This window comes from Halioglobus sp. Uisw_031 (genome assembly GCF_047729875.1).
Lineage (GTDB): Bacteria > Pseudomonadota > Gammaproteobacteria > Pseudomonadales > Halieaceae > Marimicrobium.
In genome coordinates, this window is the sequence record NZ_CP159826.1 from 3,536,454 (window position 1) to 3,557,073 (window position 20,620).

Here is a 20,620-nt window from a genome sequence, read left to right on the forward strand (position 1 = left end):
GCGACACAGGACCCGACAGAACCATTGTAACGCGAGGTTATGCGTAGTTAAAGCTGTCCGTGTAAAGCTGGCGGCACGTTTGCAATGGGGTGCTGGATAGGCGCTTGGAGTGTGCACATCCGCTTGTGGACACTAAAAACCCCGCAGTTGGCGGGATTTTATCATTGCTAATAACTGTCGCAATCCGGCAGATTGCCTACAGGTTGTCGTCGCCATCTAGAAGCTCAAAGTTACCAGGACGCCAGGTCTTGTCAAACCAGGGTTCCAGCGGTCCATAAAGTCTAAAGATCCCCCACCAACCCTTGCCAGGAACCGTTTGCACCCAATTTGCTTCCTTGCCTTCTGGTGCCGTGGGGCCAAAATAAAGGTCGACCGATCCATCGCTAGAGACTTCAAGCTGGTCTCGTTTGTTGTTCTTGCTTGGGAAGGGTTGCTCTGTTTGAAGCTCGCTCCTTGTCTGAGGATCATAAAGCACGACCGACCAAAAATCTTTTGCCGGAACATTGCCTGGAATATTCAAACGATAGGTTTTGCTACCATCCAGATATTCACCCTTTTCATCCGTTGCTGCGACGGCATATTGCGATCCGGCGCCGACCATTTTCAACACCATCGCGGGCGTGTTTAACGTGTAACCATAAAAGAATGCTGTGCGTGCATCGAGGTTACGTCCACCGTCCCCATTGTCAATTAGCCACTGGTAATCTCCGCCTAAAAAAGCAGTAAACCACTGACTGCCTTCATAGTAATAAGCGGATTCATCTCTTGGCCTAAGCAAAAGTGCGCGGGCAGTCGCATTACCTATCGCAACTCCATCGGTCAAAATTTTTGTCATGCGCTCGTCGGGATCGAAGGCCTGACCCTTCTGGATACCTATACTCGACAACTGACCACGTAGCTCAGGATCCAGGAAGTCGACTGGCTCTCTCTGGATCACATTATTGATTTCCTCAAAGAAACTAAAATCGTTGGAGTGAACGGTATTGAACGGAACCGTTGAGCCACTGATAAACTCCATAGCGGGAGGGTTATCTTTCTGATTGAGCGGGTAAACTTTCAGGCCTTCCTTAACTGATCGGACCGCTGCATCTGTTTTCCCGTCAACCAGAAAACCTCGCAGCACCATTAGGTTGATATTGGAGGGCGACCGAGCCTCAAAGTATCCCTCGGGGACTTCTCCGTCATAGGCCTCCGGCACAATCAAGTACTTGCCTCCCTTACCACGGTCCGGTCCCGGCGCACCCATGTCTGTCACAAAGCGAAAGTATGCATCATTCACCGTGCTGGGACCGCTTCCTGCTGGGATTTCCACGACAGTGGGACCATCACGCTCAAGGTCAAACATGACGGCTGAGTAAACGGTGTCGGTGTTGCCCGTGAGAAAAAGTGGATTCGAGTCAAGTAATTGGTCAAACATCATCACCTGATTCGACGCACTAGCGCCGAGGCTCGCGAGCCCTAAGCGCATTCCCTCCATCGAAGCCGCCGGCACCATGTCCAGAAACACCTCTGTGGCTCGTATGGTATCGAGGTTATCGTACACTTTGGTAACGGTTTCGGCATCGGGCATTCCATCAAAAAAGCTGAGTTTGCCGATGGACGTCTCAACACTATCAGGCGTAAGAATAGATTCGGGTATGAGGTTGTTAAACCCCGGGGTTACATCCTTTGCATAAGCAAGAGTACACCCGATGGAAACCGCTAAAAATGACACCGTTATGTGCTTTATCACTGTGATATCTCCTTTAAAATTTGACTTTTCTACACTCTAAGAGCCTTTCGGAAAAAGTAACGTCAACTGCAGACGCAGGCCCCATCCCTCTGGAGCCGCGTCCGGGGCTTCTGCCCAATATCGTGCGCCAACCCCAACCTGAAAAATTTGGTCGCCGGCCTTCAACATCTGGGCCACAAACAAGTTGATGGGGACTGACCAGTCGTTGCCTTTCCAGTTATAGGACGACTCCGCATTCAAGCTGATGGTGGTTTTCGTGCTGGTGACATAGGACACAAACGGCTGCACAAACGCAGCACTAATATCCTCACGGCTGCCGTCACCGGCAAAAGAATTGACCTGATTGACGAGCGCACCATAGGTCCAAGGCCCCGCCTGCTTTAAGGCAACAGCGGTAGGCCCGGCACCCCACTTTTGGGCGCCCAACACATCATTCGTCGCAGTGTCCAAGTACAAAACTGGGCCTACCCCCCAGATCCAGCCGGATGACGTTGGCGCCTTGGGCGAAAAGAAAATGCTCTGGGTAATATCCCCAAGGCCGGATTTGTTCAATTCCGGCAATTGCATATTTTTTTGGTCTATCATCGGCAAGATGGTCCGAGAAATAATATTCCAGTCTTCATTCAGTGAGATGGGAATAACGGGTTGAACATTGATAAGCCACCTCTCGCCTTCTTCATCCGAGCCAAAATTTTCATCATAATTAGCTTGGATCGGCAAGCTGATCAGGCTTGAAATCGGATTAGCGAGTTTCTTGGCCAATTCGGTGGCATCGTCTGCAGATGCGGAAGAAACCGCGACTAATGTGACTACCATCATGAGCGTAACGGCAAAACTACAAGGCTTCATACTGTCTCCTAAAGTGCTGATAATGCGTTCTTTATCTAAAACCACCAAAGTTTAAGCCACACAATTTTCTACTTCCCGTGAGCGGGCAATACCCTAAAAAAAGAAGGGTTACGCCGTTAGCGCCAACTTTAACATTGTTCCAATGCGTAACTTAACCTATTAGGGGCCGCAACGACATTAGGCAAGTGCCTACTTTTAGTCCCCTTAAGGCCTAGCTTAGGATAACCGGTTGACTATGGCTATAACTGGTTTAGTGTCTCGGGTGGGATGGGGAGTATCTCCGCCCCCATGTACGCTAAATTTTTCTCTGTCTGTTTTTACGAGGTGACAGGAATTCAAGCGTTTTGATGTGTCAGGATAAGGCAAAGCGACTCCAAATATGAAAATTGCACTCTCTGTAGTCTTATTCCTTACGCTAACAACTCTGAATGGTCGCAATGCAAGCTCACAGGAAATGCGGCCGTCAATTGATCCGACGCAAAACGCTACCGCAGATCAAAGAATAGACATGAAAACGGTTATCTCGCTATTGCAGCAGCAACAGAAGGAGCTAGCAGAGCAGCGGCAATTACTCGAGAGTCAGTCACGTCAAATCGCAACCTTAAGTGCAGAACTGGATAAACTACGCACGCCTCCTGAGGTCAGCAAGGACAAGGAAATAACGGAGACGCTAGTGTCCGGGTCAAAGGGGTCTACTGGGAATATCGCACTTTCGGAAATGGGGGCAGAGACCACACAAAGCACGACAAGAATACAAGAGAATGAAGCTGTCGAGGTGGCGCAGGCTCAATTTGACGACCCAAGCAGAGACTCACTCAGAGATTTTGTCGGGGCTTGGCCGCTGCCAGGCACCAATGCCGCGTTAGCTATTGGGGGTTTCGTCAAAACCGATGCCATTTACAATTTTGATGCTTTGCAAAGTAGGGACCGATTTATCGTTGGCTCGATCCCCGTCGGAATTCAGGCAACGAGTGGGGATGAGGCCCAAAGTAGCATTACAGCGAACCAATCTCGGCTCAATGTCGACCTCAGAGAACCAACCGAATACGGTCTTATGCGTGCGTTTATCGAAGGAGACTTCGCGGGGGACGACGATGCTTTTCGTCTACGGCACGCTTTTGGACAGTGGAGACGCATGCTCGCAGGGAAGACTTGGACGACCTTTATGGACCCCGATGCATCCCCCGAGGAAATTGATTTTGAGGGTTTAAACGGGCGTATAAATGTGCGCCAGAGCCAGGTTCGCTTTATGCCGAGAATTGGTAGTGCGTATGAACTCCAGTTCGCACTGGAAGACCCCAATCCAGAACTTCAGAATGGCTCCGGCATCAGTCAATTTCCCGACATAGTGTTGGCCGCCCGCTTCCAGCCCAGGCAACGACTGCATGTGAAATTCGCAATACTGCTCAGGCAAATTCGCGGGAAAAGCACTGATAGACAGGTCAAAGAAAAATTCGGCGGAGGGGCCTCGTTGAGCGGGCGCTTTATCATTCCCATCTTTGACCCTCGCGACAATCTGCTATTTCAGCTCAGTGCAGGTAACGGTATAGGCCGCTATGTGAACGACCTATCCAGCATTGGCAACTATGACGGCATCTTCGACCCCAGCACTGGCCAGCTAGGGCTTTTTGATATTGCAGCAGGGTACACTTCTCTCCAGCACTGGTGGGGAGTGGGGGAATTACGCTCCAATTTTACATTTGGCATAGTTGAAGTCATAAGCCCTGACTTTCTTGTTGATGACGCCTATAAGAGAACCCTGCGATTTAGCTCGAATCTGATATGGTCACCTATACCGCGCATAGACTTGGGGGCAGAATATTTGTGGGGCAGACGTGAAAATGTTGGAGGTGATAGCGGCGATGCCACCCAACTACAGGTTGCGGTGAAATATCGCTTCTGAGGTCAACGCGGCGACCGAACCATCGTCGACGACTTGATGACGTAACTCGCCTCTAATTTATCCCGTTTCTCGGCAGGTATGTCCCTTGGATTGCTGAAGCGCATTTTCTCGATTATAGGGCTTCACGGAGTGTTTAGAAAAACGGGGTTGCCTTGAGAGATTACTGATCGAAAAACTCAACGATAACTGCGGCCGGAACCACTAAGTGATCACCAAGTGTAACCAAGGCGAATATTATACGTTTGGTCCAGATCATCTACACCTTCGACCGCACCAGAGTCGTATTCAAACAACATCTCAGCGGATGCCTCAAGATCCCACATCAGCGGAAAAGACAGTCCAAAAGTCGTGTTAAGAATAACATCGGAGGTATCCTTCAAACTCCAGATGCCCGTCTGGTCGAAATACAGCGCCGACTTGCCGCCCAGATAATTGCTCGCTGCCTTCAGGCTCCAGTTGCTCGCGCCATAATGTTTCTCTTCGGCGGCGATGTACTCCTCGGTCACATAGGAAAACCCAATCTCGCCACTCAGGGAGAAAACGGGTTTGTCATAAAACTGGCTACCGAAATAAGGGCCTATAAGGTACCGAATCTCGAGGTCCTGAAATTTGTCTTTTTTTGCATTTACGACAAGGCCCACAAAGTTTGGATCCGCCAGGAAGTAGTCATATTTTCCGATAAGCAGCCAATTGTCAGCACTCTCCACACCGTTGGTCTCGTCTTGCTCCCCAGACCAATTTAAGGTGTACCGATCCCGCTTACTGCGCCACACCGGATCAAGCTTAAAGTTCAGTTCGTCGCTATCGGTGTTTCCACGCTGGAGAGCCCAAGCAAAGCTTATCGATCCGGTCCAGCGGTAACCATTACCAAGCTCCCACGGTTCCGGGTTCACCACTGCCAAATCCTCGATTGGGTAAGTCTGTGCGGCATCGGGCAGTACGAGATTTTCCTGATTAATGATCATAGACGTTGAATTTATAACTGTTTGATCCGCCAAAAGCATCACTGCAGGGTTTCGGTTGTTTACCGACACAATGTGATCCATTGAGAGATTGAGTGTGCCTGCGAAGCTAGTCTTGAAGGTTACCAGCCGATCCCTGACCGAGATCACGGTACCGATCAGTCGCGAGCCATCCTTGAGCACGACCTCGTCATAGAGTGGAGGGCTTTTCTCCGCATGCACGAAAACCGGAAACAGCAGGGCCATAGTCCAGACTAGGAAACCGTTTTTGAGTGCCTTATGTAACAAAATCATAAGAAATCATCTTCTCTTTTCCGACTTTCGCCGGATAATCTTCGAGCGACAAGGTGTTTATAGTAAATTGAAGAACCTTAAATTTCTAGGCCGCACATCGAAACAGTAACGTCGGTAGAGCGACTTAGGGTGATTTAGCCCTTTCATAGAGCTGTGACCTAAGATGCCGACAACTGAGAATGATAGCGCGGGACAAGCGTGGGCTGCTAAACTTGTGCTTTATCGCTAAGGAAAAGATCGTGAGCAATTTTGATTATGACCTACTTGTAATCGGCGCTGGTTCCGGTGGTGTGAGAGCTGCACGCATGGCGGCAGGGTTTGGCGCTCGCGTGGCTATAGCAGAGGATCGCTATATGGGAGGCACATGCGTCAATGTGGGCTGCGTGCCGAAGAAGCTCTATGTGTATGCCGCTCAGTATGGCAAGGGTTTCGGCGATGCCCAAGGCTTCGGCTGGGACAGCACTCAACCGCGCTTTGACTGGTCTACGCTGCGAGACAACAAAAAAGACGAAATCTCGCGCCTTAATGTAATCTATCGAAACCTACTGAAGGGCGCAAATGCGCAGGTGATTGACGGCCGTGCTGTTATCGTAGGGCCCCATACGGTGTCTGTTGGAGAGCAGCAGTACACGGCGGAAAAAATACTCATCGCGACTGGCGGCTGGCCGCATATCCCGGACTTTCCCGGCAGCGAATACGTCGTCAGCTCAAATGAAATATTTGATCTAGACGTATTCCCACAGAACCTTGTCATTGTCGGAGGTGGCTACATTGCGGTGGAATTTGCCGGCATCTTCAATGGTCTCGGCGCGAAGACAACACAGCTCTATCGAGGTCCTTTGTTTTTACGCGGCTTCGATGCAGATATTCGCGCTCACGCCGCTCAAGAGATTGCCAAAAGCGGCGTAGACTTGCGCTTTGACGTCAATGTCCAGTCGATCACCTCCGACGGTACCAGCCTGAGAGTCCGATTAACCGATGACTCCGAACTCGAGGCCGATGCCGTGCTCTATGCTACCGGACGCAAGGCTAATCTCGCTGGTCTCGGGCTCGAAAATGTAAACATACGCCTTAGCCAGCAGGGTGCCATAGAAGTCGACGAAGAGTTTTGCACCAGTGAGCCCACTATATTTGCCCTCGGAGACGTGACCGGAGGCATCGAACTCACGCCAGTGGCTCTCGCCCAGGGTATGGCGTTCGCACGACGTAATTTCGGTGGCCTGGACCAGCAAGTGGATTATGATTTCATACCGACTGCCGTGTTCTGTCAGCCTACCATCGGCACGGTAGGCTTCACCGAGGAGGAGGCTCGCGCCAGATTTGGGGATATCCGTCTGTTCAAATCCAGCTTTCGCCCCATGAAACACACCCTCAGTGGCAGTGACGAAAAAGCCTTCATGAAAATCATTGTTGATGCCAAGACTGATCGGGTTGTCGGCGTCCATATGATGGGTCCTGATGCGGGAGAAATCCTACAGGGCATCGCTGTCGCAATGCGTGCTGGAGCCACCAAAGCACTCTTTGACACAACGATTGGCATTCATCCGACCACAGCAGAAGAGCTCGTCACTATGCGCGAGCCTTGGACGGAAAGTTAGTCATGGAATTCGATCTGTGGCAGGCAGGTCTTCTCGTTGCGGTGGGAATCGCTGCAGGGTTTCTCAATGTGATGGCGGGCGGAGGCTCGCTCCTCACTGTACCGGTGATGGTTTTCATGGGATTGCCTGGCCCAGTGGCCAACGGTACCAACCGTATCGCTATCCTGGCACAGAATATTACCGCCATCGCGACCTTTGCCCGCCGCGGTTTTGGAGATTTTCGACTCAGCCTGACCCTCGCGGTGTGTGCCCTGCCGGGCGCTGTGGCAGGCGCATTGCTTGGGGTCCAGCTGCAGGGCGTCTGGTTCAATCGCGCACTCGCACTGATTATGGTGGCCGTTATGCTGGTGATGTACTTCGACAAACGCGCAGCAGAACAGCCTGAAAACTATCAGCCCACGCGCAGGCAACTGCTGCATGGCCACTTACTGATGGTGGGAGTGGGCTTCTGGGGCGGATTTATTCAGCTCGGTGTCGGCTTCCTTATCATGCCTGTTCTGAATCGGGTGATGGGCATAGATCTGGTGAGAACGAACATGCACAAGGTCTTTATCGTTGCCCTCTACACAATTGTCGCTCTACTGATATTTGCCAGTCAAATTCAGTTAGTGTGGATGATCGGCATCGCGCTTGCAGTTGGAAACTCAATAGGTGGGTATTTGGGCGCCCGGTTCACCATTAGCGGGGGCGAGCGCATGATCCGAAGGGTGCTAAACTGTGTGCTTATTGTTTTTATTATTAAGCTACTATTCAACTTCTAGCACGGTGGTATCAGGGCACAGTAACATGCCCAGATTCCTTGAAAGATCACACAACGACAATCGGCTGTATGATTGAAGTCCAATCTCTAACCCGCCTCTACGGCAAAAATGCAGCCGTAGACGACGTTTCCTTCACTATAGGCAACCATGAAATAGTGGGGCTGCTGGGGCATAACGGCGCCGGAAAAACCACCATCATGAAGATGCTGAGTGGCTATCTGGAACCCACCCGCGGCAGTATTATTATTGACGGCATAAACCTGTCCAATGATGCACGGTCTGCTCAAAATTACCTCGGTTATTTGCCAGAAAATCTACCCATATACCCCGAAATGATGGTCGCTGACTATCTGGACTACGTGGCAACACTCAAGGGTATACCCGCAGTAAAGCGACTGGGAGCTGTGCGAGAGGTCCTGTCTGCCACCGACTTGACGCAGCAAGCGCTCGATCCAATCAGCATCCTGTCTCGAGGTTACAGGCAGCGAGTCGGTGTCGCCCAAGCGATTTTAGGTGAGCCTAATTTATTGATTCTGGATGAGCCAACCAACGGCCTTGATCCCAACCAAACGGAACACATGCGACAACTGATAAGGCGCTTGGCGCGCCGCACCACCATCATTCTCTCCACACACATCATGCAGGAGGTAGATGCTGTGTGTAGCCGGGTACTCATGTTGCGTAATGGACGGTTAGCCCTAGACCAGAATCTCACTGATTTGCACAACAGCAAAACATTACTGTTACGCGCCAGCGCAGGTGCACCTTCTCTGGCGGCCTATCTGGAGCAACTAGCCGACGTTGCATCGCTACAGAGTTTCATTGCCGCAGACGGACTTATGCATTTCGATATTCACCTGAACCCAAACGCCGACATCGACACCGCCGCGAATAGTGTGGCTCATTGCGTCATACAAGCTGGGGCCGAACTCTACCAATTACAGGTCTCAGCACACGATCTCGATCAGGTATTTCGTGAGGTGTACAACAATGACAACTAACTCGGTCGCTCGCCGCGTTGCCCAAAAAGAGATCGGACTCTTCTTCTCGTCTCCCGTTGCATGGTTATTCCTTGCGTCCTTTGCCGCCGTCACGCTATTCCTTTTTTTCTGGGTAGAGTCCTTCTTTGCCCGCAACATTGCCGATATTCGACCACTGTTCGAATGGATGCCAATTCTTCTGATTTTTCTTTGCGCCGCTGTGACCATGCGTATGTGGAGCGAAGAGCGACGCAGCGGCACGCTGGAACATGTACTGACGCAGCCGATCAGCCTGTGGCACTTCGTCATTGGGAAATTTCTCGCCTGCTTCACCCTGTTACTGCTGGCATTGATCAGCACGCTACCGCTTCCAATTACCGTTGCCCTGCTTGCCAATCTAGACTGGGGGCCTGTCATTGGTGGTTATATCGCAGCGACTCTATTGGGTGCTACCTATCTCGCGATCGGCCTATTTGTATCGGCGCGCACCAACAACCCTATCGTTAGCATGATCGGCACAGTGGCGCTGTGTGCCATTCTCTATGTGCTTGGCAGCGCTACCCTGACCGGATTTTTTGACGACAGGACAGGTGAAATCCTGCGCCTACTGGGCAGCGGCGCACGCTTTGAAAGCATCACTCGTGGGGTCATCGATTTACGTGATTTGTTTTACTACATCAGCCTAAGCGCAGGCTTTTTGGTAATGAATGTGTATGTGCTGGAAAGCGAGCGTTGGGCGAGCAACACCTCCAGCAACCGTCACCGTTACTGGCGCGCGATTACCGCGTTGCTATTGGGTAATTTGGTAGTGGCGAATGTTTGGTTGGGACAGCTGCCTAACCTGCGCATGGACATGACCGAAGGCCGGCTATTTTCAATCTCGCAGTCAACAAATGATTTTCTGGATGAGTTGCAGGAGCCCCTTCTCATTCGTGGCTATTTCAGTAGCAAAACCCATCCATTATTAGCACCCCTGGTGCCGCAGTTACGCGACCTGTTGCAGGAGTATGGGCTGGCAGGTCAAGGTAGAGTCCGGGTTGAGTTTATTGATCCAGCCGATTTCCCGGAAATGGAGCAGGAGGCAAATGATCGATACGGTATCTCCGCACGCCCCTTTCAGGTCGCTGACCGACACCAATCTTCTCTAGTCAATGCCTATTTCAACGTGCTGGTGCGCTATGGCAGTGAGCATCAGTCTCTGGGTTTCGCCGACCTGATTGAGGTGCGAACGGCGCCCAATGCCCCGGCGGAAGTCCTGCTGCGAAATCCGGAATACGACATTACACATGCCATCAAGAAAGTACTGTTTGACTATCGCATGGGTGGAAACCTGTTCGACGGCATCGAAAATCCCGTTGAATTTATTGGCTATGTTTCTGCCGACTCATTGCTACCTGAAGCGTTGCTGGCCTACAAAAAAGCCATCATACCTCAGCTGGAACTCGCGGCCCGCAACTCGCAGGGCAAGTTTAGCGTGCGCTTTATCGAACCTGAGGCGCGCAATGCCGCTATCGCCTCTAGTATTTCTGAAGAGTGGGGTTTCAAGCCCATGGTTACGTCGCCAGGGGATACCGAGCAATTCTTTTTTTATCTGACGCTTGCGGATTCGCGTCAAGTGGTCCAGCTACCCACAGAGAACTTCAACCCCACAGCATTTCGGTTGCTATTGGATGCCGGCTTGAAGCGCTTTGCCCCTGGATTTACTAAAATTGTCGCGCTGTCGGTCCCTCACGTTGATCCACAGATGGCCCAGTTTCAAATGGGCGGACCAACCTTCTCAAACCTAGAGGGAATGATCATCAAGGACTACAGCATCAGGCCAGAAGACCTGTCGGATGGCGGTGTATCACCGGAGGCGGATATTCTGGCGGTAGTTGCACCGCACAAGCTGGACGAACAATCGATCTTTGCTATTGATCAGTTTCTGATGCGGGGGGGGACTGTCATTCTGGTGACCTCACCCTTTACCGCCGAATTCAGCGGCGGCCAACTGCGCCTGCAGGACTGGGACAGTGGCCTACAGCAATGGCTGCAGCACAATGGGATAAACATTCAAAAGACTCTAGTCCTCGATGAACAAAATGCCAGCTTTCATGCTCCTGTTACACGACAGTCCGGCGACCACGAATTTCGTGACATACAAATACTAGACTACCCTTATTTTGTCGACCTGCGAACACCGGGACTAGCAACCAAGCACGCGGTGACCGAGAACTTACCGCAGGTAACGATGGCCTGGGCCTCACCAATTTCCGTGGCGCCCAGCAGTGACAAGCGAACCACCCCATTGCTGCGCAGCTCTAACCAATCCTGGCTGAGCAACAGCATGGATATCACGCCCAACGTGGACGCAAACGGCCTCAGAAATCTTTCTCCACCGCCACCAGACAACAGCGCAGTCGATTCACTACCGGTCACTGCATCGCGGAATCTAGGTGTAGTAGTGGAGGGTCGTTTCGAGTCCTTTTTCGCCGACGGTGATTTCCCTCATCACGTCCCAAAAAGCGCTGGGCATGAGCACCCCCTGCCTGTTGCGAGCGCTCGAGGACTACTCAAGCGGTCTCCAGAGTCCGCCCGTATTGTGCTATATGCCTCCAATGACTTTATGGATGATCAAATACTCAACAGTATTGTTGCCGCAAGCGGCACACAATATCTCGGACCACTGGAGTTATTCATGAATACTCTGGACTGGGCACTGCAGGATGAGCAGTTGCTGGAAATTCGTTCCCGGGGACATTTCAACCGCACGCTGCCCCCGATGGAGCGCCGCGGCCAGCTAATTATAGAGTATTTCAATTATGGGCTCGCGCTATTGTGGTTGCTGGCTCTCGCACTCATAAGTTGGCTGAAAAGTATTTTGCAGCGTCGCCATTATGCGCAAGGTCTATCTCTGTGAAGCGATCAGTGGGCGTATTGCTGTTCGCACTGCTTATCCAGTGCGGCATCACAGCTATCCTGTTCTGGCCTGACCAACGTGCAGTCAATAGACCGACGAACCCGACACTCACCTCCTTCTCAAGCGATGAGATAGACGAGATTCGCATCGGCGACGACTTAGATAATGAGGTTGTCTTGATAAGGTCCTCGGAGCAATGGCTGCTGCCCGACCTAGGAGACTTACCGGCTGACTCTGTCAAGGTCCGCTCTTTATTACAACGCATCAGCGGGGAGCAAGGGGCGTGGCCAATAGCGCACTCGTCAGCTGCGCGACAGCGCTTTCAGGTTGCAGACTACTATTATCAACGCCGCTTGACGCTATTTTCCGCAGGCCAGGCATTGGACACCCTCTACCTTGGAACTTCACCACGCTTTCGCAAGGTGCACGCCCGCAATGATCGTCAGGATGCTATTTACAGCATCACGTTAAGCGCCTTTGAAACGCCCGCAACGAGTGGCGCATGGCTAGAACCCAGATTGCTGCAGGTACGCGCTCCCCTGCGCATCGATACAGGCTTCTACAACCTGAGCTTTGAGAGTGGACGCTGGCTGTCTGGCACCGGACGTGAGCCCAACGAGATGCAGCTGGAACGGCTTATTAGCGCCCTTAAATCCCTACAGATCGACGGTATCGCAGGTGAGGAACTGCAGCATGAACTGTCAATGGTAAAAGCAGATCTGGTGATGAAAATACAGAGCCCAACAGGGAACGTAACGCTAGAACTGATCAGTGTGACTAATGAGCACTTTATTTATAGCAGTGAATACCCGATTTTCTTTACACTAAGTGCATATGATTTCGATAGATTGACAGGAGTAGATCCTCGCCTGATCTCTGGCGAAAAAGGTGGAATATGATACGCGATGGCCAATAGTCGAACCAATCCGTAACGTGCTAATATTTTACTTTCTGTAACCTAAGAGCTGGTTCATGCTGCGATTTGTAACGACCTTTTTGCTGATACTTGTAGCCCTGTTCACACTCGAAATGCTCAATCCAGTGCAGGAACACGTAATCACTCCGTTCACATCCCTGTTGGCCCATCTCAGCGCTGTACTGATTCTTCCTTTCGACAATTCTGTCATCGCCTACGGCAAGATCCTCCAATTCAAAGACAGTGGCTTCGCTGTTTCCATCGAAGCCGGTTGCAACGGCGTAGAAGCCACCATTGTATTAATTGCTGCGATATGTGCTTTCCCTGCAAGCTGGCGCGCCCGCCTCACCGCCATTGGCTTGGGGTTTCTTGCCATACAGGTGATAAATATCGTGCGTATCATCAGCCTGTTTTATCTGGGCAATTGGAATCTAGAATATTTTTCCTGGATACACCTTTATCTTTGGCCCGCCCTGATCATGCTGGACGTTCTGGTGGTCTTTATCGTTTACCTACGCTACCTGTCGAAACAGACACAGCCTCGGGAGACTGCGGTTGGCTGAACAACATCATATGCGGCAGTTTTTGCTGTTCGTATTCACTCTTCTGATCCCGTTTTTTGCGCTCTGGACGATCGCTAGTGCGCCAATAGCGCTCCCTGCTATCGGAATTGTCGGCATGCTTCTTACTAACTGGTTTCCCGATGTGGTGAACGCGTTGTATGCCAGCGGCCCAGAGGCTATTTTAATGACAGAATTTGGTGAGAGTGCCGGGCAGCTTATCCCGTTAAGTCAGGCCGAATACCGCTTGGGGTTCGAGATAAACACACGAATTCTTTCCTATTCTTTACCCTTCTATACGGCCCTGCATTTCGCCACAGAAAAAAAAACCTATCTGGCTGACTATCTGTGGGGCGCACTAATCCTCTACGTACTGTTTGTATTCGGCCTGTTATGTCTGTGCCTTAAAGAACTCATGATTAACGTCGGCGCGCCCTTTTTCAACCAACCGGAGTCCTTCGTTCCCTACGCGGAGGTGATCGCAATTGCTTACCAGTTCAGTGTACTGATCGTTCCAACACTTGCTCCGGCAGTCCTGTGGATATGGCAAAGCAAAGACTCACAACTACTGCAAGGGGTGTTTGTCAAAACCGTCGATAGTTAGAATTGGGTTAGCTTCGAAGTTCCACTCTCCGTTTCTAAATGACGGTTAGTCCTTGAAGTCTGGCGCCCTTCCTTCCTTGCGCGCCTTAATCGCCTCTTCAAAGTTTTTGGTGGTCATGCGCACAAACAGTTGAGCATGCCCTTCGTGATTCATATGCGAATGCAAGCTGCCCGCATCCATGCCGGCCCACAACATCTGTTTGCTTAGCTCCACGCCCAGCTGACTAAAGCCATTGATCCGCTCGGCAATGGCATAGCATTCGTCCAGTAATTTTTCCTGCGAGACAACCTTCGACACCATGCCTATCCGCTGTGCCTCTTCGGCATCCACGTCCCTGCCCGTCAACATAATGTCGAAAGCACGACTGGTACCTATCGCCCGCGGCAACAGATAACTCAAACCCAACTCGGCGGACGTGAGCCCATTGTTAATGCCCGCCGGGCGAAAATACGCACTATCCGCTGCGACACGAATGTCGGTTGCCATGGCTAGGCAGAATCCGCCACCAATGGCTGGGCCGTTAATGGCGCCGATGACAGGCTGGTGCATATTCTGAATTGCCTTGACCACATCATCTAGAATCCTCATGGCCCGACGCGCGATACCAGGAATAGTCAAACCATCAAAAATCGCTAACCAGCCGGGGTCTTGAAGGTCAGCACCCGCACAGAAACTAGCACCGGCGCCGGTCACGATCACGACCCGAGTATCGTTGTCGAAACTGACCTCTTCCAGTGCTTCCTTAAAGGGCACCATCACATCAAACGCCATGGCATTCATACGTTCAGGTCGATTCAAAGTAATAAGCGTGATGTAGGGGCGCGGTTTTTCCACGATAACAAACGACATATAGAATCCTTGTAGCAGGTTTTGAGACTCCAGATTACGCTTTCGAGCATGTCTGATCCATGTCGAAATAGGCCAGTCTGAATGCGCCACCTGCACTGTCACACTCACACCGCGAGAAGTCGCGCAGGCAGCGCAGCCAAACACCTGTTAGCTCCACCGGCCGGATGCCGAGCTAAATGCTATTAGCGTCAGCCCCTACTGCTAGAGTCTCTGCGTGTATCACGGCGACAGGTTGCGCTTTCATTTAGGCGCTGATTTCGTTCTGCAACTTCTGCAAAATACTGGAAAAGTCGCGCTTCCCGTTACCAGCTTGTTGATGCTGGCCATAAAGCGCTGCGGCCAATTTCCCCATAGCATTATCGATGTCACATTGCTGTGCAATTTCCATCGCTAAACCCAGATCCTTGACCATCAAATCTACCATGAACCCTGGTTGATAACCGTCGCTGGCGGGGGCAGTGTCCATGACGCCAGGATAAGGATTGTACACTTCCAATGACCAGTTGCGACCCGAACTGGCCAGCATAATTTCGGACAACACCTTTGGATCGAGGCCATTGCGGGCGCCCATTTCCAGCGCCTCGCAGGTCCCAATCATCTGAATAGCCAGGAGCATATTATTGCAACCTTTGGCAACTTGTCCGGCACCTGCAGGCCCAGCGTGGAAAATATTTTTACCCAAATCTTTCAGAATCACTCGCGCTTTCTCAAAAGTGTCAGCATCACCACCGCACATGAATGCCAAGGTGCCTGCAGTGGCCGCGGCCACTCCCCCTGAAACCGGCGCGTCCATAAAGCCTATACCTGATTCGACCGCCGCCTCGCCGACCCGCCGCGCGGTCGCCGCGTCAATAGTGCTGCAATCGAGAATCGTGACAGAACCATCCAGTTTCGACAATAAACCGCCGTCTCCGAGATAGAGTTCGGCAACGTGCTTACCCGCTGGCAACATCGAAATCACATAGTCCACTCCAGCCACAGCTTCCGCGGCCGAACCGGCGACTGAGGCCCCCTTTTCCCGCAATTGGTCGCAGGCCACCTGAGAAAGGTCGAAGACAGCAACCGTATGCCCTGCCTTGACCAAATTGATGGCCATAGGACCGCCCATGTTGCCAAGACCAATGAAGCCTACATCTGCCATTCAGTTATCCCTCTAACAATTACGCGTTACAAATCAGCCAAAGGGTTAACATCCCAGGGCGCGTCAAAAAAAGCTGCCAACACACCTGCCGGCACATCGCGCGAGGATTGATACTGCCATGAAGGGCTGCGGTCCTTGTCGATCAACAGCGCGCGAACCCCCTCTGCGAACTCCGGGTGTCGCACAATATTGGTCACCAGCTGTATTTCGGACTGAAAAACTTCTTTCAGTGAGGCATGGCGCAACTCCACCAACTGCCGGAAAATCCACAGTGCGGCTAGTGGAGATCCGCGAGAAAGACTTTCACTGGCTTTGGACAACCACGGGTCGCTCGTCTGTAGAGACGCAATATTGTCGATGATCTCGTGGATGTCATCTCCATCACACAACGTATTAATCGTACTCAGGTGAGACTCAACCTGGCCGACCGGGCACTGATCAAGACTTTGCTCTGCGAACGAGCGCAGTACATGACGAGCCAGCGCATGGTTAGTCGGGGGCTCAGCCCCCCAGTGCTGACGCAGTAGCTGTTCTAGCACTTCGGGTTTACGCTCGCTGGAAATAAATCGGTCAGCAATACCTGTATAGATCGCATCTGCAGCATTGATCGATGCACCGGTCAATGCAAGAAATTGCCCGGAGCTTGCTGGCATATGATTCAAAAACCAGGTGCCTCCTACATCAGGAAACAGGGCAATCGTGACTTCCGGCATAGCAATGCGCGTTTTTTCTGTCACTACCCGGTGCGAACATCCCGCCATCACACCCAGACCGCCACCCATCACGATACCGTGGCCCCAGCAAATGATTGGCTTACAGTAAGTATAAAGCGTGTAATTCAAGCGGTATTCGCGCGCGAAAAAATTTTCAGCGTAGTCACAGGGACCGCCGGGCGTGGCCACCGCGGACTGGTGCAGCGCCTGAATATCGCCTCCGGCGCAAAAGGCTTTCTCTCCAGCACCCTCAATAAAAACAGCGGCGATAGCATCATCGTGCAGCCAAGCATCCAGCTTTTCTTGCAACAGGTCGACCATTTCCAATGTGAGAGAATTCAGCGTAGCCGCAACATTCAGCGTTACCCGACCCATTTTCCCGGAAGCCGCAGGCAGCTCCTGGAACATTACCGATGGTTCAGACATAGGGGCGCTCCTTAGCCGTTCTTCCAAACGGGCTTGCGCTTTTCCAGGAAGGCATTCACTCCTTCGGTCTGGTCCTGTGTAGAAAATAATTCTATAAACATGTCGCGCTCACCCTGCAAGCCAGCAGCGAGCACAGTATTACGACCGCTGTGCACCAAACGCTTGCAAAAAGCGATTGATGTCGGGCTTTGCTCGCCAACCTGTTCCGCTAACGCAAGTGCTCTTTCGAGGGCTTCGCCCTTGCCGACCACTTCTTCTACCAGACCAATACGCTCCGCTGTAGAAGCATTGATACGCTCGCCGCAGAGAATCATACGCTTTGCCCAACCCTCGCCCACCAACCATGACAGGCGTTGAGTTCCTCCCGCACAGGGCAACAAGCCGACCTTCGCCTCCGGCAACGCCATTTGCGCCTGTTCCTCAGCAATACGAATATCACAAGCCATCGCAGCTTCCAGGCCCCCACCCATGGCAAACCCATTGATCGCAGCAATGGATACGCCCCGAAAGTCTGCCAGGGCCTCAAACGCTTCTCCGAAAAACTGCGCCATATTGCCGGCAGTTATCGGGTCGCCATCGGCAAACAGCTTAAGGTCTGCTCCTGCGGAAAAGAACTTTTCCCCAGCACCGGTCAAGACCAGTGCATACACTTTTTTTTCGTCGTTCAACTTTTCCACTAAATTTTTAAGCGCCGGCAGGCTTTCTGTGTCCCAGGTATTTGCGCCAGGATTGTCTATCGTAACCAGAGCCGTGTGCCCCCGCAGTTCTACTTTCAATTTCTCTGACGTACTTAAACTCACTTAATAACCTCCAGTGCTCCGTCCATTAACAGTCTACGAGAAACAATCACCCGCATGATTTCATTCGTACCCTCCAGAATCTGATGCACGCGAGTATCGCGAACATGGCGCTCCATCGGGTATTCCTTTATATAGCCGTAACCGCCAAACAATTGTAGGGCATCGTTACAGACATTGAAGCCTACGTCAGTAGCAAAGCGCTTCGCCATCGCACAATAGGTCGAGGCCTGAGAGTCCTTGGTATCCAGTTTATAGGCTGCGAGGCGCACCATCTGTCGCGCGGCCACGAGCTCGGTGAGCATGTCAGCCAATTTAAATTGTGTCGACTGAAAGTCTGCAATCGCGGTATCAAATTGTTTGCGTTCACGAGCGTAAGCCGTGGCCTCTTCTAACGCTTGCTGAGCCGTGCCAACACTACAGGTGGCAATATTAATGCGGCCACCATCTAAGCCTTCCATCGCAATCGCAAAGCCCTGACCTTCAGCGCCCAACCGATTGGCGACAGGCACCCGCACTTGTTCAAAGGTGATCGAACGCGTAGGCTGGGCATTCCAACCCATCTTATCTTCCTTCTTGCCATAGGAAATGCCGGCTGCATCGGCAGGGATCAGCAGCGCTGAAATGCCCTTTGGGCCACCGTCCCCGGTACGCACCATAACCACAAGAACCTCGGTGTCCCCGGCCCCTGAGATAAAAATTTTGGTGCCATTAACGATGTAATCATCGCCCTCTCGCACCGCACGAGTCACCAATGAGGCTGCGTCCGAACCTGCGCCCGGTTCGGTCAGGCAATAAGATGCAAGCTTGGTTCCCATAACCAGGTCCGGACACCAGTGCTCGATCACCTCATCAGTACAGTACTTGCCCACCATACTGGTCGCCATGTTGTGAATAGTGAGAAACGCCGCAGTCGCAGTGCAACCCCTGGCCAGCTCCTCGACAATCATACTGGCATCGAGACGACTCATACCCAGACCACCGGCAGCCTCCGGGGCATACATGCCCATAAACCCCAGCTCTCCTGCCTGGCGCAGTGCGTCTTTAGGGAAAATCGACTGTGCATCCCAAGCAGCCGCATGGGGTGCCAGTGCGCCCGCTGAAAATGCTCGTGCGCTGGCAACAAAGGCGTGTTGGTCTTCTGTCAGGGAAAAATCCATACTTGTCTCCTTGGATAAGCGTAGCCGCTTTAAAATCTTCCCATCACAGAACTAAAGAGCTCGTCATCCGAGGGGATGACCTTGTTGACCGCTAACGGTTTGGAAACCCATGTCTCATTAATCAGGTCGCGCCAGGTAATATTGTGATTGATGCCATTACCACCCCATGAGCCACAACCTAGAGAGAAGGTCTGGCGCATGCCGTTCCAGACGTTTCCGCTGTTTGACGCGGCCTGCGGTTGGTTGACCATCACCCGCGACGTGCGGGTGGCCATCGCCAGCTTCATAATATTGTGTTCATTGTAGGAGTAGATACCACAGCTGTGACCCTGACCCTGGTAGGCTTGGATGCTATTGGTTAGCTCGATGGCCTCATCAATATTCCTAACCTTGTAAAGGGCCATGGTGACCGTTAGCTTCTCGCCAGAGAATGGATAGTCCGGGCCAGTGCCGGTTTCCGGTACGATCAGAAACTGCTTGCCTTCAGGCAGGTCGATGCCAGCCTGAGCGGCGATGCTGACAGCATGCTGAGCCACGATGCTAGGGTTTAGGTGGCCGTCATGCCACAAGACGCGCTGCAACTTCTCCTTGTTTCCGCCCTCAATGACATAACCTCCCGCGTGCTTGAGCTTCGCTAAAAACTCATCATAGACCGACTCAAACACGAGTACAGAATTGTCCGAAGAGCAAGACGCTGCAAGATCCAGCGTTTTCGAAATGCGGATTTTGTCAGCAGCTTCATCGAGGTCGGCAGAATCATCGACCGTGATGACGGCGTTACCGACGCCCACACCCAGAGCTGGGGTGCCGGAAGAATAGGCTGCACTCACCATGGCCGCACCGCCAGTCGCCAGAATGCGGTCGCACTGCCGCATCAGCTCATTGGTCTTGTCCAGCGAGGGAACATCGATACTCTGCACAAGGTCTGCCGGCCCACCCATAGCCACGATAGCCTCGCGCATATAGTCGCAAATCTTCTTATTCGTCAGCTTAGCGCGGGGATGCGGCGCCACAATGATGGCGTTGCGACCCTTGACCGCAGAGATGGCCTTAATAACGGGCGTCGCTTCTGGGTTAGTGGACGGTGACAATGCCCCGATGACGCCTACTGGCTTCGCGATCTTCACAATGTTGCGCTCCGGAATCTCCTCGATCACACCCACAGATTTATCACCGATGATGTCCATCAAGGTGGCACGAGTTTTGCGATGGATCTTGAGATACTTACCCTCGTAGTTGCCGAGCTGCGTTTCATCAATCGCCAAACGGGCAATTTCTTCTGAGCGATCTTCACGGCCAACCGACCAGACCATCGCTGTTATCAGTTCATTTACCTGCTCCTGGGTATAATCGGCGATCTGCTCCTGAGCCGCGCGTGCGCGCGCCATCATAACGGCCACTTCCTCTTTGGCTGCTATCAATTCCTCATTGTCTTCCATTGCCCTGAGCTCCGCTGTTAGTTGCTGGCGCGGGTGC

At 52.1% G+C, this 20,620-nt stretch carries 17 protein-coding genes; 8 read left to right on the plus strand and 9 right to left on the minus strand.

Going from position 1 to position 20,620, the window contains the following annotated elements; genetic code table 11:
- Positions 1–196: 196 nt before the first annotated feature.
- Together ABXT62_RS15935 and ABXT62_RS15940 are read right to left on the minus strand one after the other, a co-directional pair.
- The gene (locus ABXT62_RS15935) at positions 197–1,732 is read right to left on the minus strand and encodes a DUF1254 domain-containing protein (protein WP_415356299.1); all 1,536 of its coding nucleotides are present in this window, start codon (positions 1,730–1,732) and stop codon (positions 197–199) included.
- 36 nt (positions 1,733–1,768) lie between these two features.
- Positions 1,769–2,581 carry a transporter gene (locus ABXT62_RS15940; protein WP_415356300.1) on the minus strand — a complete coding sequence of 271 codons (813 nt, stop codon included), beginning with the start codon at positions 2,579–2,581 and terminating at the stop codon, positions 1,769–1,771.
- 508 nt (positions 2,582–3,089) lie between these two features.
- Here ABXT62_RS15940 and ABXT62_RS15945 point away from each other — a divergent pair.
- On the plus strand, positions 3,090–4,484 hold the full coding sequence (locus ABXT62_RS15945; RefSeq protein WP_415356301.1) for a DcaP family trimeric outer membrane transporter: 1,395 nt from the start codon (positions 3,090–3,092) through the stop codon (positions 4,482–4,484).
- Positions 4,485–4,693: 209 nt separating this feature from the next.
- On the opposite strand, the gene ABXT62_RS15950 is transcribed toward ABXT62_RS15945, so the two are convergent.
- Complete coding sequence (locus ABXT62_RS15950; RefSeq protein WP_415356302.1) at positions 4,694–5,740, minus strand: YdiY family protein; 1,047 nt, start codon at positions 5,738–5,740, stop codon at positions 4,694–4,696.
- 239 nt (positions 5,741–5,979) lie between these two features.
- Here ABXT62_RS15950 and gorA point away from each other — a divergent pair, with 239 nt between their 5' ends.
- The 7 genes from gorA (at position 5,980) to ABXT62_RS15985 (ending at position 14,058) form a co-directional block, all read left to right on the plus strand.
- On the plus strand, positions 5,980–7,338 hold the full coding sequence (gene gorA / locus ABXT62_RS15955; RefSeq protein ID WP_415356303.1) for a glutathione-disulfide reductase: 1,359 nt from the start codon (positions 5,980–5,982) through the stop codon (positions 7,336–7,338).
- Positions 7,339–7,340: 2 nt separating this feature from the next.
- Complete coding sequence (locus ABXT62_RS15960; protein WP_415356304.1) at positions 7,341–8,099, plus strand: sulfite exporter TauE/SafE family protein; 759 nt, start codon at positions 7,341–7,343, stop codon at positions 8,097–8,099.
- A gap of 68 nt (positions 8,100–8,167) precedes the next feature.
- Complete coding sequence (locus tag ABXT62_RS15965; protein ID WP_415356305.1) at positions 8,168–9,100, plus strand: ABC transporter ATP-binding protein; 933 nt, start codon at positions 8,168–8,170, stop codon at positions 9,098–9,100.
- A complete protein-coding gene (locus ABXT62_RS15970; protein ID WP_415356306.1) occupies positions 9,090–11,978 on the plus strand; it encodes a Gldg family protein in 2,889 nt (962 codons plus the stop codon). The genes ABXT62_RS15965 and ABXT62_RS15970 overlap by 11 nt, the downstream gene beginning before the upstream one ends.
- Complete coding sequence (locus tag ABXT62_RS15975) at positions 11,975–12,877, plus strand: DUF4340 domain-containing protein (protein ID WP_415356307.1); 903 nt, start codon at positions 11,975–11,977, stop codon at positions 12,875–12,877. Before ABXT62_RS15970 ends, ABXT62_RS15975 begins: the two co-directional genes overlap by 4 nt.
- Before the next feature lie 73 nt (positions 12,878–12,950).
- Entirely contained in the window at positions 12,951–13,457 is a 507-nt protein-coding gene (gene xrtH / locus ABXT62_RS15980) for an exosortase H (RefSeq protein WP_415356308.1), read from the plus strand.
- Positions 13,450–14,058, plus strand: coding sequence for an exosortase H-associated membrane protein (locus ABXT62_RS15985; RefSeq protein ID WP_415356310.1), 609 nt, complete (start codon positions 13,450–13,452; stop codon positions 14,056–14,058). The genes xrtH and ABXT62_RS15985 overlap by 8 nt, the downstream gene beginning before the upstream one ends.
- Positions 14,059–14,103: 45 nt before the next feature.
- Here the strand turns inward: ABXT62_RS15985 and ABXT62_RS15990 are convergent, their stop codons facing one another.
- The 6 genes from ABXT62_RS15990 to ABXT62_RS16015 form a co-directional block, all read right to left on the minus strand.
- Positions 14,104–14,907 carry an enoyl-CoA hydratase gene (locus ABXT62_RS15990; protein ID WP_415356311.1) on the minus strand — a complete coding sequence of 268 codons (804 nt, stop codon included), beginning with the start codon at positions 14,905–14,907 and terminating at the stop codon, positions 14,104–14,106.
- Positions 14,908–15,151: 244 nt separating this feature from the next.
- Positions 15,152–16,048 (minus strand): 3-hydroxyisobutyrate dehydrogenase, encoded by an 897-nt coding sequence (gene mmsB / locus ABXT62_RS15995; protein WP_415356312.1) that lies wholly within the window; start codon positions 16,046–16,048, stop codon positions 15,152–15,154.
- A 26-nt stretch (positions 16,049–16,074) separates the two neighbouring features.
- Positions 16,075–17,187, minus strand: coding sequence for an enoyl-CoA hydratase/isomerase family protein (locus tag ABXT62_RS16000; RefSeq protein WP_415356313.1), 1,113 nt, complete (start codon positions 17,185–17,187; stop codon positions 16,075–16,077).
- Positions 17,188–17,198: 11 nt separating this feature from the next.
- Positions 17,199–17,987 (minus strand): enoyl-CoA hydratase, encoded by a 789-nt coding sequence (locus ABXT62_RS16005; RefSeq protein ID WP_415356314.1) that lies wholly within the window; start codon positions 17,985–17,987, stop codon positions 17,199–17,201.
- A complete protein-coding gene (locus ABXT62_RS16010; RefSeq protein ID WP_415356315.1) occupies positions 17,984–19,144 on the minus strand; it encodes an acyl-CoA dehydrogenase family protein in 1,161 nt (386 codons plus the stop codon). The genes ABXT62_RS16005 and ABXT62_RS16010 overlap by 4 nt, the downstream gene beginning before the upstream one ends.
- Positions 19,145–19,173: 29 nt before the next feature.
- A complete protein-coding gene (locus ABXT62_RS16015; protein WP_415356316.1) occupies positions 19,174–20,583 on the minus strand; it encodes an aldehyde dehydrogenase family protein in 1,410 nt (469 codons plus the stop codon).
- Positions 20,584–20,620: the final 37 nt, after the last annotated feature.

Coding starts and splice junctions, on each gene's coding strand:
- ABXT62_RS15990 (WP_415356311.1), bottom strand. CDS start 14,907: ATGTCGTTTGTTATCGTGGAAAAACCGCGCCCCTACATCACGCTTATT.
- ABXT62_RS15960 (WP_415356304.1), top strand. CDS start 7,341: ATGGAATTCGATCTGTGGCAGGCAGGTCTTCTCGTTGCGGTGGGAATC.
- ABXT62_RS15970 (WP_415356306.1), top strand. CDS start 9,090: ATGACAACTAACTCGGTCGCTCGCCGCGTTGCCCAAAAAGAGATCGGA.
- ABXT62_RS16015 (WP_415356316.1), bottom strand. CDS start 20,583: ATGGAAGACAATGAGGAATTGATAGCAGCCAAAGAGGAAGTGGCCGTT.
- ABXT62_RS15940 (WP_415356300.1), bottom strand. CDS start 2,581: ATGAAGCCTTGTAGTTTTGCCGTTACGCTCATGATGGTAGTCACATTA.
- ABXT62_RS16000 (WP_415356313.1), bottom strand. CDS start 17,187: ATGTCTGAACCATCGGTAATGTTCCAGGAGCTGCCTGCGGCTTCCGGG.
- ABXT62_RS15965 (WP_415356305.1), top strand. CDS start 8,168: ATGATTGAAGTCCAATCTCTAACCCGCCTCTACGGCAAAAATGCAGCC.
- mmsB (WP_415356312.1), bottom strand. CDS start 16,048: ATGGCAGATGTAGGCTTCATTGGTCTTGGCAACATGGGCGGTCCTATG.
- xrtH (WP_415356308.1), top strand. CDS start 12,951: ATGCTGCGATTTGTAACGACCTTTTTGCTGATACTTGTAGCCCTGTTC.
- ABXT62_RS16010 (WP_415356315.1), bottom strand. CDS start 19,144: ATGGATTTTTCCCTGACAGAAGACCAACACGCCTTTGTTGCCAGCGCA.
- ABXT62_RS15950 (WP_415356302.1), bottom strand. CDS start 5,740: ATGATTTTGTTACATAAGGCACTCAAAAACGGTTTCCTAGTCTGGACT.
- ABXT62_RS15945 (WP_415356301.1), top strand. CDS start 3,090: ATGAAAACGGTTATCTCGCTATTGCAGCAGCAACAGAAGGAGCTAGCA.